The 12,181-nt window shown below is 38.9% G+C and carries 12 protein-coding genes and 1 pseudogene; 2 read left to right on the forward strand and 11 right to left on the reverse strand.

Annotated elements, in window-relative coordinates:
• Positions 1–23 precede the first annotated feature (23 nt).
• The 7 genes from nagB to C1A05_RS15125 all read right to left on the reverse strand — a co-directional run bounded on the left by nagB (position 24) and on the right by C1A05_RS15125 (position 7,630).
• Positions 24–773 carry a glucosamine-6-phosphate deaminase gene (gene nagB / locus C1A05_RS15095; protein ID WP_102029079.1) on the reverse strand — a complete coding sequence of 250 codons (750 nt, stop codon included), beginning with the start codon at positions 771–773 and terminating at the stop codon, positions 24–26.
• Positions 774–800: 27 nt separating this feature from the next.
• The gene (locus C1A05_RS15100; RefSeq protein ID WP_102029080.1) at positions 801–1,952 is read right to left on the reverse strand and encodes a YhfX family PLP-dependent enzyme; all 1,152 of its coding nucleotides are present in this window, start codon (positions 1,950–1,952) and stop codon (positions 801–803) included.
• A 15-nt stretch (positions 1,953–1,967) separates the two neighbouring features.
• Entirely contained in the window at positions 1,968–3,182 is a 1,215-nt protein-coding gene (locus tag C1A05_RS15105; protein ID WP_102029081.1) for a phosphopentomutase, read from the reverse strand.
• Positions 3,183–3,207: 25 nt separating this feature from the next.
• Positions 3,208–4,308: an aminotransferase class V-fold PLP-dependent enzyme gene (locus tag C1A05_RS15110; protein ID WP_102029082.1), complete on the reverse strand. Its 1,101-nt coding sequence runs from the start codon at positions 4,306–4,308 to the stop codon at positions 3,208–3,210.
• Between the two features lie 11 nt (positions 4,309–4,319).
• A complete protein-coding gene (locus C1A05_RS15115) occupies positions 4,320–5,195 on the reverse strand; it encodes a phosphotriesterase family protein (protein WP_102029083.1) in 876 nt (291 codons plus the stop codon).
• Positions 5,196–5,238: 43 nt separating this feature from the next.
• Positions 5,239–6,165, reverse strand: coding sequence for a GntR family transcriptional regulator YhfZ (yhfZ, locus tag C1A05_RS15120; protein ID WP_102029084.1), 927 nt, complete (start codon positions 6,163–6,165; stop codon positions 5,239–5,241).
• Between the two features lie 103 nt (positions 6,166–6,268).
• Complete coding sequence (locus tag C1A05_RS15125) at positions 6,269–7,630, reverse strand: FAD-binding oxidoreductase (RefSeq protein ID WP_102029085.1); 1,362 nt, start codon at positions 7,628–7,630, stop codon at positions 6,269–6,271.
• A 188-nt stretch (positions 7,631–7,818) separates the two neighbouring features.
• On the opposite strand from C1A05_RS15125, the gene C1A05_RS15130 reads away from it, so the two are divergent.
• Positions 7,819–8,541, forward strand: a complete 723-nt coding sequence (locus C1A05_RS15130; RefSeq protein ID WP_102029086.1) for a hypothetical protein — start codon at positions 7,819–7,821, stop codon at positions 8,539–8,541.
• Positions 8,542–8,692: 151 nt separating this feature from the next.
• Here C1A05_RS15130 and C1A05_RS15135 read toward each other — a convergent pair whose 3' ends face one another.
• The 4 genes and pseudogenes from C1A05_RS15135 to C1A05_RS15150 all read right to left on the reverse strand — a co-directional run.
• Positions 8,693–10,006 (reverse strand): MDR family MFS transporter, encoded by a 1,314-nt coding sequence (locus tag C1A05_RS15135; RefSeq protein ID WP_234998587.1) that lies wholly within the window; start codon positions 10,004–10,006, stop codon positions 8,693–8,695.
• A gap of 262 nt (positions 10,007–10,268) precedes the next feature.
• Positions 10,269–10,793 (reverse strand): type 1 glutamine amidotransferase domain-containing protein, encoded by a 525-nt coding sequence (locus tag C1A05_RS15140; protein ID WP_102029088.1) that lies wholly within the window; start codon positions 10,791–10,793, stop codon positions 10,269–10,271.
• 167 nt (positions 10,794–10,960) lie between these two features.
• Complete coding sequence (locus C1A05_RS15145; protein WP_102029089.1) at positions 10,961–11,731, reverse strand: SDR family NAD(P)-dependent oxidoreductase; 771 nt, start codon at positions 11,729–11,731, stop codon at positions 10,961–10,963.
• Positions 11,732–11,772: 41 nt separating this feature from the next.
• Positions 11,773–11,883, reverse strand: a pseudogene (locus C1A05_RS15150) (SDR family oxidoreductase); the annotation flags it as partial.
• On the opposite strand from C1A05_RS15150, the gene C1A05_RS15155 reads away from it, so the two are divergent.
• Positions 11,859–12,122, forward strand: coding sequence for a TetR-like C-terminal domain-containing protein (locus C1A05_RS15155; protein WP_234998588.1), 264 nt, complete (start codon positions 11,859–11,861; stop codon positions 12,120–12,122). The pseudogene C1A05_RS15150 and the gene C1A05_RS15155 sit on opposite strands and share 25 nt — an antisense overlap.
• Positions 12,123–12,181: the final 59 nt, after the last annotated feature.

Here is a 12,181-nt window from a genome sequence, read left to right on the forward strand (position 1 = left end):
TTTATTTTCCATTTTTTCAAGTGTTACACATGTACTACATTTCGATTCGGTACTTCTCTTAACGCTGCTTCATCTGCAATAACATAAACTTTCGGGTGTTGTTGTAATATCGATGCCGGGAACGCTTCCGTAATCTCACCGTCGATTAGTTTCTTCACAGCTGCTGCTTTCTTTTCTCCGGATACAAGTAAAAGAATGGTTTTACTGTTCATAATGGTGTCGATGCCCATTGTAATCGCCTTAGTTGGTACTTCATCCAATGAATTAAAATATCGAGAGTTAGCCAATCGTGTAGATTCAGCAAGCTCTACAACATGTGTTTTGCTTTGGAAAGATGTCCCTGGTTCATTAAAACCAATATGACCATTCACACCGATACCCAAAATTTGAATATCAATCGGACCTACATGCATAAGCTGCCTTTCATATAATTTGCATTCTTCCTCCTCATTCCGCGTGGTTCCATTTGGGATATGAACATTCCTCTTGTCCATATCAATATGCTGAAATAAGTGCTGATTCATGTAGTAATGATAGCTTTGCTTGTCTTCTGGCTTTACACCAATATACTCATCTAAATTAAAGGTTATTACATTTTGAAAGGAAATCTCTTTTGCGCGATTGCGCTTTATAAGCTGTCTATATAGTCCTTCAGGTGTAGAGCCAGTTGCTAGACCAAGTACCGGTTTATCAAGACCTTGCAAGTGCTCCATCACGATATCTGCTGCCTTTTCACTCATCTGGTCATAATTTTCCACCTTCAAAATCTCCATAGTAATCCTCCTGTCCTGTATAAAACCTTAACGAATCAAGTTCCCCATAGAGTCATAGATTCCGAGTAATTTGGGATTGGAATTTACATCCTGTACAATTGCAATTTGTGCATTTGTTACAAAGATTTGGGTTCGAAAAGCATACACAACGGTATCCCCTACCTCCACTTGATCGGTTGCTAATGCTCCATAATAATCAATATTAGATGGGTCATTTTCGATTACAGAAACCTGCTTCACATTTCCGATGTTTGTACCTACTAACGCACCCTTCATTCGGGAACGTGGGTAAAAACCTCCACCAAATACATAGGCATGATTCTCATAATGATGGGAAACCTCTGATACATATACCATGGCAGGCTTTTCTGCTAAGTCCCCGGAAGCGTGCAAAGGTGTCGTTCCAGTTAATGCATGCCCTGGCTCTCCTTGTGTAGCCCCATTTTCTTTTAAAAGTTTCATAGTAGCTGTTGATGTGGCACTAGGCATGTTCATTACTAAGTTGGTTCGACCTTTCCCTTCTAGCAATTCCTTTGCCTTTCGCATCGAAGTGACATTAGGTGTTGGTTTGGCTACATTATCCTCAATTAACACACATGGAAAACTGGTTAAGCCTGCAACTTCTATTCCTGGTAGCATAAGTAGAGCATCTAGATCATGCACAAGTTGTGATAATGTAAATCCGCCTTTTTGTCCGTCATACATAAAGTTATCTGTATCCGCAATTCTTAAGAAAACCTTCTGTTTCATGTTTCTTTCCATTGCAGCATCACTAATATTACGAGCATTTTCATAACTAAATACCGTTACATATTCAGGTTCTACGGATAAGATATCTCCAATCATCCGCTTCGGAATTTGAACTAAGTGCCCAACATGACCAATTGAAATGCCGTGCTTGTGTAACGCTAAGGCCTCCCATGGATCAACCGCTACAGCTTTCTTAATCCCTGCCTCCATAATCGCTTTGGACACTAGCTCATTTCGGCCAAATTGTTTTGTCATAAACAGTAATTCCATATCCTGTTTATTGGCTTCTTTAACCATTGCTTCCGCATTTTTCTTCACGGTATCCAAATCTAGCACGTACGTATTCGGAGAAATATGCCCTTGTTGATGCAAGTCGATTGATGTTTTAATTAAATTTCTGTTTTGTCTTAACGTTGCTTCTAAAAACATGCGATTTTCTCCTTTCTAGTTTTGGATTTGCAACGGAAGAAAGGAGGTTCCATTTTCGGTCTTACCGATTCCTAAATAATCTGCTCCCGTTGCCGCAATGTCCGATAATGTCTTTCTTTCCCCAATCCGCGTTGCTTTCTTTGTTTTCTGATATGCGAGTAGATACGTTTTTTCTCTCGTATGCTGATTATGGCCGATGGTCGGATCATTCCCATGGTCGGCGCTCATAATAAGCAAGTCCTCGTCTGTCATTTTTTCTAGTAATTCCGGCAAATAGCTATCTACCATTTCAATTCGATTCGCATAACGTTCTGGATCCTGTGCGTGACCAGCTAAATCTGTCTCTTGTACCGTAGCTGCAATCACACCATGCTTTACATGATCCATTTCAGAAAGTATATCCTTCATCACTTGTTCTGTATCGACACCTGGTAACTTGGTTGCTCCATCACAATAAATAACATCCTGCATTTTTCCAATAAGGGACACTTCTAGTCCTGCATTTATTGCAATGGTAGGCAATTGATATTCAGGAGAAATTCCAAATCCAAGGTGTCTTACCTGATATCCTCGTTTATATACATTGGACTTTGGTGAGTTAACCCCAACCAATCCATCTTCTCTTCTCTCTACTGATTGACGTAAATACTCTGGCGATACATTTTCCCCACCAAGTGCAATGACACGATTCACTTTTACATTTTTCCGTACGCACTGACCAATTTTTAGAACTTCATCAAAGGATATATAGTCCAGTGGTGCGCTCACATTGTAGATTTGACCATAATCCGTTTCAATGTTATCCGCTACTATAACAAGATCATTTACTAATAAATAAGGTAAGTCTCTATTTGGTATATTTACCTTATATCCCTCTTTTTCTAAAGCTACTTTAACCTCGTTCATGTTCTCGATAAATGGAGCCAAATAGGTTTTCTTTGGCTTGGAGCCCATGATTTCGTTATGACCCTCAAAGCTATCTGCACCGTTATGCATCAAGTTCAAACAACCGTAACTAGCTAATGGATTTTCATTCTTTTTTAATGTTGGGTGGTTAACGATTTTGTTTATCCCTAGCTTTTCAAAGGTAGGAATCTTTATATTCGGAACTGCATCGATAATATGGTGAAATGTATTGGCACCAACGTCTTGAGGATGATAATCCTTTGCATCCTCCATATACCCAACACCTAAGCTATCTAATATTAGGATAATGACTCGTTTACTCACGAAAAGTTCCTCCTCTTGTGTTCGACTAGTGATTTGCTCTGTTGATGGATTCCTTGAGGATTCTAATAATCGTATTTGGTCCGCTCCGAAGTGGATTTATTCGAATCATGGTTTTCGCAAGTGTCGGGTCCGCGGCTAAAAACGTACCTGATACTTTATAAAACATTGGTACAAATTCATATTTTGATTCAGCTCCAACTGGATTCGGCGCTGCCCCAAGTTCATTTGCATGTTGAAGCACTTCCTCTGCAATTGGCTCCTCTAGCTCTACAAGCAAGACCTTCGATTGGGCATTTGCTAGAAAAGCCTTCTTCACACCAGGAACCGCTCCATTATTCAAAAACTCCACGACTTGATCGTTCACTTGGGCTTGGAGTGCTAACATTACAGGTGCATATACAAGTCCTCGTAATGCCTCTAATGCCTCATGACCTTGTACTTGACTTCCACCGGAGTAGTTAAATTTTTCGATTTTGTCTATAAACTCCCCTTTTCCTAGAATGATACCTATCCCCTCAGGTCCGAGTAACTTGAATAAGGAAAAGGTTGCTAAATCAGCTCCAACCTGTGCTCCAATATGCTCCACTTTCATCGCAGCATAATTATCGTCTGTAATAATAGGAAGAGTTGGTTTAATGGATTTTATTACCCCGATTGTTTCTGCTAGATCGTAATGGTCTCCTATTTGCTGACGGGTATGCTGGATGAGAGCACCTTTTATATCGGGATTCCTCTTAAGCACTTCTTTTATCTCTTCATGATGATGATAATCCGCATAAACAGGAACGACGCCCATCGTCTCTAAGGTCGTTTTGCTAGTTGGATAAATGGGCGCTTGATGAACCAATAGCTTATCATTTGGCTTTAAAAAGCTCATAAAACCATAACGCAAGGCTCCAGTTCCAGCACCTCGAACGAATTTGGCTCGCTCCACACCAAAAAACTCTGCGAATACATCCTCTACCTTTTTCGTGTATCGGGGTTTATTCAATCCCTTCACGACACCCAAATCACCAAGAGAGAGAATCTCTTCTCCACGAAAATGCCTTGTTACAACATCTATTAAGGAAAATTGTCTTTGTTGTGCTTCTTCTAGTGAAATACTCTTTAGTGGCGTTGTTTCCATGACGCTTCACCTTACCCTTTCATAAATGTGATTGGGTTCTTTACTAATACCTTATCAATGGATTCATCTGTAATTCCAGAACGCTCTAGCAGTGGAATAAACGTATCTAGCAAATAGGCGTATCCTAGACCACCTTGATATTCTAAATGAGATTTTCTCGTGATATCCATGGATACCAACACTTGGTCAATAAGCCCAAGCTCTTGGATTTTTTTCAAAATGTCTGCTCGAACTTGGTCTGGCATATAATTTTCCTTGCCAATCGTATCAAATTCCACGTATGCACCCTCTTTTAACATGTGGATGATGTAGTCCGCATCCCCTGCTAAATCCACGTGCCCAATAATTACCCGACTTAAATCAACACCATTTTCCTTAAAGAATGCTACCTGTTCATGTCCTAATGTTCCTAATGTCGTATGGGTTGTGATCGGCTTATTCGTTTCCTTATGGGCAATCACAACCGCTTCAAAAACCTTGCGTTCCGTTTCTGTCCATTTGTTATGGCTCGTGCCTATTTCCCCAATGATTTCTGCTTTTACATCGGTTCCTTTAATACCTACTGTAATGTCGTTAATCATTCTTTCGGCTAATTCTTCCCTAGATTCACGAAACACTTGAATAGGATAAAACGTTTCTTGATAAAAGCCAGTCGCATGAATAATGTTTATGCCACTCTCTTCCGCAACCTTCTGAACAAAGGGAATGTTTCTACCCATACCAAAATTCGTTACATCTACAATGTTTCGAACACCTTTTTCATACAGTTTTTTGTATTCCCTCACGGTTTCAGAGAACACATCTAGCTGGCAATCCTCATTATTTTTCACTTCGGATAAGTCGATTGTTGTATGCTCGTGCATATATGTTATCCCTGGCTTTAGCATGTTTCTCCCTCTCTTCCCCTTGATGTATTTTTTAGAGAAACGCTTAATACTTAGGTATTTTCTTACCTGTCTCCACCTGCTGTTGGATCTCTAAAATGTCCTTAATGTCTACAGAACCCCATTTTTCCATAATTTCCTCTTCTCGTTCACGATCAATGACAAGAACCGCTTCGGATGTATCCTCGGAAATTTTTTTCGCTTTCGCAGATTGAAAGTCCACCGATTCAAATGTTTTGGTAATACGCTTATCATCCAAACTCCAAACGGCTGCATCGATTTTTTTGGAATCGAGCATATCAAAGATTTGCATGTAGTTTAGTTGAACAAATTGAACATCCATCCCCTCAAATTCACTAAAGGTAAGTTCCTTCTGGTCCGGAGAACTCATATCCACTCCAACCTTCATCCCATTATAAATGGAGGCTTCCTTCGATTCTGCTAAAAAGATTTTGTGGGCCGATACATAGCTTCCCACACCTAATTTTTTCATTATTTTTAAATTGGGATATTTGGATAAGCTATTTTCTGCAGTCATTTTCGAAACAATGGCAACATCACTTCTCTTCGTCCGGATCGTTTCCATTCTATTTAATCCACCGCGCATAAACGAAAGATTTATTTTTTTACCTGCTAATTCAAATGCCTCTACAATTCCAGTTGCCAGACCTTCATATTTTCTGGAATATGGTAATGGCATCGAACCGATCAGTGGTGAAATACCAGCAATTTCTTGCAGTAGCTCAATATCCTTGTCGACTAAAAAGGTTCCAAGATGTCCCCTTGCTTCAAGGTGAATCGCCTTCAGCTCCTCCAGCAACCCAAGCGCTATTTGCACCGTTCCTCTACCAATCGATAGTTTCGTGCTATAATCGGATACACGAGGAATCTTATTGCCAACTTCTAAATCCAGCATTTCTTTTGCGATGTGCTTTGCTGTTAACCCGTTTTTTGAATATAACTTTTCCCACATAATGTTATTACCTCTAATCAATATACTATTTTTTGTATATTATAAGTATAAGCGTTTACATTCCCTAAATCAATGAATCGTAACAACTTTTAAAGAACTTTCATTACAATAGCTTACCTGGGTTAAATCGGTTATTTGGATCAATGGCATGTTTTATCTTTCTCATTAACTCTAATTCAACTGGATTGCTCATTTTTTCTAAATACGGCTTCTTCATAACACCAATCCCATGCTCTGCTGAGGGCAGCCCTCCTAGCTCTGCAACTTTTTTATACAAGTCATCTAAAAATGCCTTGCGTTTTGCTTGCCAGGTTGCTTCATCTAATTGTTCTTTTAAAATGACGGTGTGGACATTACCATCCCCCGCATGCCCAAAATTGATCACGTGTAATCCATGCTTCTCTTGCAATGTTTTTGTATAATCAATCATTTCGGCAAATCTATTAATGGGCACCACTTCATCTAACATTTCATATTCGGTAAATTGCATTAAAGCTACTAATATAGCATCTCTCAGCTTCCAAGCTTTTTCTTCCTCTTCAGGAGAGGCTAGTGGAACAATTTCCACCACGTGATTGGCTAAAATCTGTTGAACGGTCTGGACTTTACGTGAGATGGTATCCGCTTCATTACTATCGATGGTCATTAACACATAGGCTTCTCCCTTTTGGCTTTGCAGCTTCAGGCTTGTAAACTTTTCACTATATTCAATGGTACTTCTCTCAAACAATTCGAGCGCTGTAGGCTCCACACCCGCTTGTAGAATCATTAGCACCCCGCTCGTAGCACTCCTTAAGGAATCAAATGCTAATAAAACAGATTGTTTATATTTTGGTAGTGGTAGTACTTTTAATTTAACCTTTGTTGTAATACCTAGCGTTCCCTCTGAACCTATGAAAAGATTTTTCAAATCATATCCAGAGCTACTTTTAATATTTAAACTGCCTAATGTTACCTTTTCTCCATCGGGTAGTACAACGTCTAATGCACGCACATAATCTCTCGTTGTTCCGTATTTGACCGCGCGCATTCCACCTGCATTCGTTGCGATATTTCCACCAATTGTGGAATGCTTGGAGCCTGGATCTGGAGGATAAAAGTACCCTTTGCTTTCTACAAAGCTTTGAATCTCGTGTAAGGGCACGCCCGGTTCAACTGTAAGTGTCATCGTTTCCTCATCTAGCTCTAAAATTTTGTTCATTCTTTGGACATCAATTATTAATTCTCCACCGTGTATTGGTACTTGTGAGCCTGCAACTCCTGTCCCTCCACCACGTGCAATAATCGATAATCCTTCTTCGTTTGCATATTTCACTAAATCGATGACTTCCTGCTCTGTATTTGGTAGTGCAACGGCGCGAACTGCTGCAACCTCTTTATACGAATAGTCGGTTCGATAAACGTCTGGGACATCGTAATCAAGAAAAAGACGTGTCTTGTCTTGTATGACATCTTGTAGTTTCATCAAATATCCTCCCTGTTCTTTTTACAGAAAACAATATACTATATTTTGTATATTTATATTGTAAGTGTTTTCAGTGGATTTGACAAGGGCAGGATTTGGAAGAAGAAAAGTTAGCGTAACCTCCCCTATATGTACAGCCTAATCTTTTAATTTCCAAATTCCTTGCCATAAAAAAGGAAAAAACGATTGTGCTATCGAAACCATTATTCGAACAAGAAGGTAATGATATCATTCGAAAGGAATCATTCAAAATGGGAATTAGCAAATACGAAGGAATCGATTTATGTAACGGAATCATTAAGATTGAGGGATATAATCGAATTGGATACCATAATAAAATAGACGATCGGAAAGAGGTTGCTGTTCGCATTGATTCAAAGGTTACTCCTATTTTTTGCTCCGCCTGTAATAAGCAAGTTCCAGGATTTTATAAACATCTTGGCTCAAGATATGGTCAGGTTGGTGCAATCACATGCGAAAGATGTCAGTCCACGATATACGTAACGGACAATGATAATATAGTTGACACATTACACAATAGCGTTGGAACTTATCGAAACCCTTTCCTGATGGATGTAGAAAAATTGGATAACGTAATGCAAACCTATACGTTCGATTATTCTTCGCTCTATTTTCTGAATGGATGGATCTTTGAGCAGATAGAGGCTGCCACAGGGTTTCAACTGCTTCAAGAATTCGATGGATGGGTTGATTTAGCTGATGTGATTGTTCGTATTTGTGAAAAAATCAATCAAAGCATTTCTCCTTTTACAAAAACACCATACTATACCGATCCACGCATTGCAGAATTACCAGATGTAATCCATACTTGGTTGGGGTTATTGGTTTATTTAGGCATTATAAAAGAAAAAGAAAAAGAAAAAGAAGAGTTTAAGAATTGGGTTATGTAGTGTATTACTAATAACGAAACCAGAGGATGGGACATAACTAGTTGAAATCAAAAGGCTAATAATGAACTAAATTAGCAGAAAAATAGTGGGTAAAATCATCCGTCGATGACCTTACCCACTAATCTTAGTATGTTTATATGGTTTCCCAATCTTACTCCACTTGCTCCTTCAGCAAAAAGTCCGCTTCTTTTTTCGAATCTTTGTTTGCAGCTTCTTGAGATCTAACTCGTTGCTCCAAGCTTGGAATAATCGTATTAATAATTAAATAACCCGCTAATCCAGTGATGAGTAAAAACATACTCATCAACTCCTTCGATAAAAACGCCCCTAACGTTACAGATAGAGAAGCTAGAATCATAGAGCCTTGGTAGGTAAATGCATTAACCGCCATATAGCTGCTTCGTTTATCATCTGGTGGAATAGCTGCCATATAGCTTTGTTGGACTGGAACTCTCATCAATTCTCCTATGGTAGCAATGACCATGGCAACTAGGAGAACCCAGATGTTGTTAAAGTAACTGATTGCCGTATAGCCAATAGCGAACAATACAATAGATGATAAATAGACATGCTTATCTTTATATTTCTGGATGAATTTCATCACAAATGCTGCAAAGATTACGACGAGTACTGTATTTTCCGTCCGTAAAATTCCCGTCATTTGCAAACCATCTATGGACCAGCCAAATACGCTTTGGGTTGGCATATCATCATGCAGCCGGACAGCAATGTAATTTGTTAATTGAAATTCCAACGATTGAATAAAAAGCCCTGCAATTACAAACAGAATGAAAACCTTATCGGTTGCTACAGTTTTATAGCTTTGAAAAATATCCCGAAAAACCTGCAGCCTTTTGGAGCTCTTATTTTCATTTGACGTTTGCTTCGGAACATAGCTTTCCTGAATGAAGAAAATCAAGACAAATGCCACAATAATAGACATCACCGTCATTCCAATAAACAATTCAAATAAGTAATCCTCAAACAAGAATGCCCCAACTGCACCACCGATCGCAATAGAAAGATTCCCTGACCAATACATTATGCTATACATAATCTTACGTTGTTCTGGTTTGCTCACATCAATTAACATGGCGTCCGTTGCTGGACCTTCAATTCCCCAACAAATACTTCCTACTAAAAACATCAAAAAGGTTAATGTAGGGGATTCAAACCAAGGAGAGTTTGCGAACGTCATGACAATTAAGGATACCGAACGGAGCACTTCCGCTATTACCATTAATTTCTTTCGCCCCATTAAATCCGATAAATAGCCACCATAAAACCCTACAAGTGCACCAATAATTATATTAATAATTAATAGAATACCAGTTAATTTTGCTCCAAAGTGAACCGCAAAATAAATCGCCATAAACGGAAAAATCATACTTCCAATAATTTCACTAAAAAAACCAAAAATAATTCTTAATTTAATATTTGGATGAAAATCTCTAAATTTCATCATATCTCCCCCCTTTTTCCTAGGGTTAAAGCAAATGCGACGAATCGTATTACTCTTTCTTTTTTAACATGTTGCCTAACCAAGAGTTTTCTCGTAATCAATCATATAATCTTTCCTCGGCAAATTCTTCCTGCAGTGGGATGAAAGATTCTCAGACTTGAGATGTAGAAGAATGGAGAAGTTTACATATGCGTTTATAGGGGATCTGGATGTGTTGAAACAAAAAAAGAAGCAACAGATTCCTATATCTGTTACTTCTTGACCTTTAGTATTCTGCTAGCTTATCTGCAAATGCCTTCACATAAGGAGGCAAATCTGGTGGTCTTCGACTGGATACGATATGTCCGTCTACAACTACTGGCTCATCAATCCAGGTAGCACCTGCATTTGTCATGTCGTCCTTAATACCTGGTGTACTTGTTACCTTTTTACCTTCTAGAATATTTGCGGAAATAAGGACCCAGCCTGCGTGACAAATTTGACCGATTGGCTTTTTCTTCGCATCCATCTCGCGAACCATTTCCAATACTTCTGGATAACGTCTTAATTTATCCGGGGCCCATCCTCCTGGAACGAGAATGGCATCATAATCTGCAGCATTAATGTCCGTAAACGCATACGCGGACTCAGCAGGGACACCGTATTTTCCAATATACTTTTTATGCGCTTCTTTCCCAACGAGATCTACCTGGGCACCTTCTTCTTGCAAACGTAAAACTGGGTACCAAAGCTCTAAATCCTCAAAGTCATGCTCCACGAGTGCAATTACTTTTTTATCCTTTAGTCGCATGTAATCCCTCCATGTTTTGATAGGTTTAGTATAACAGGAATGCGTTGATTTTTCGATTCGAAGCATGAACTTGTAAAAGTGTTGATTTCGTAACTGATGAAAAGAACCAATAAAAAAAAATCAGCTCCCACCACATAACCGTTGGTAGGAACTGATTTTTTACATTATTAAACGGAAGTAGCGCCTTGTCCACCGTCAATTCTGTAGTAAGAGCCACTAATAAAGGATGCTTTGTCAGATGACAAGAATACCATAAGATCAGCAATTTCATCTGCTGTTGCGTAACGATTCATTGGCACGGAAGCTTCGAATGCTTTACGTGCTTCTTCCGCTTTATCTCCTGCTGCATTTGTCTCAATTCTTCTCATCATTTCCGTGTTTACACCGGAAGGCGCAACTGCATTTACTCGTACTCCGTATTCTGCCATTTCTAGTGCAGCTGTTTTATTTAGTCCAATTACAGCATGTTTCGATGCAACATATGCACTCATACCAGGTGCTCCAAGTAATCCACCGTTGGATGCAGTATTCACAACTGCCCCACTCTTCTGTTCTTTCATGACTTCAAACACATATTTCATTCCAAAGAAGACACCCATTACGTTTACACCAAATACGTTTTGGTAATTTTCTGCTGTTTGTTCTGTGATGTTTTTAAATTCGCCGTTAATTCCAGCATTGTTGATGAAAACATCGATACGACCATAGTGATCCTTCGTTTGTTGCACATATGCCTTTACTTCCTCTTCCTTCGCAACATTCGCTGTAAGCAACAATTTATCTGCTGCCTCTACTTGTTCCGCTGCTTTTTCTAGTGGTTCTCTTTTTAAATCTACTAATGCTAATTTTGCACCTTCACTTGCAAATGCCTTTGCAGCAGCAATCCCGATACCACCAGCTGCACCTGTAATTAAAACGACCTTGTCTTTAAATAACATATGTAAACGCCCCTTTGTTTTTAAATTTTAGTAATTGACTTTTATTGTGCTGTAAACCCACCATCTACAATCAGACTGTTTCCTGTCATAAATGTAGAATCATCACTCGCTAAGAATAAAACTGCTTTTGCCATTTCTTCAGCTTTTCCAAGACACAAAATTTCCGCAACGGATCTTAAAAATTTATCAAGAAAAATTTCTCTTTGAAACCATTAACAACATTCCTGTAAACATGGATTATTTTACAAGGTACACAGCATATGGCTTTTATGGGCTTATTTCCAATTGGATTCAAACAGGCTTTAAGGAGTCGCAAGCAGATTTTATTCATGAGGTTATTGATTTGGCAAGGACCCATATGAAAGCTGTGAAGTATGTTGATGGAGAATAAAGATAAAAAGATTCTTTTCCAAATTATTTCCAGGGAAAAGAATCTTACTTCCTATCTAT

The sequence above is a fragment of the Salirhabdus sp. Marseille-P4669 genome (assembly GCF_900240405.1).
Taxonomy (GTDB): domain Bacteria; phylum Bacillota; class Bacilli; order Bacillales; family Alkalibacillaceae; genus OEQK01.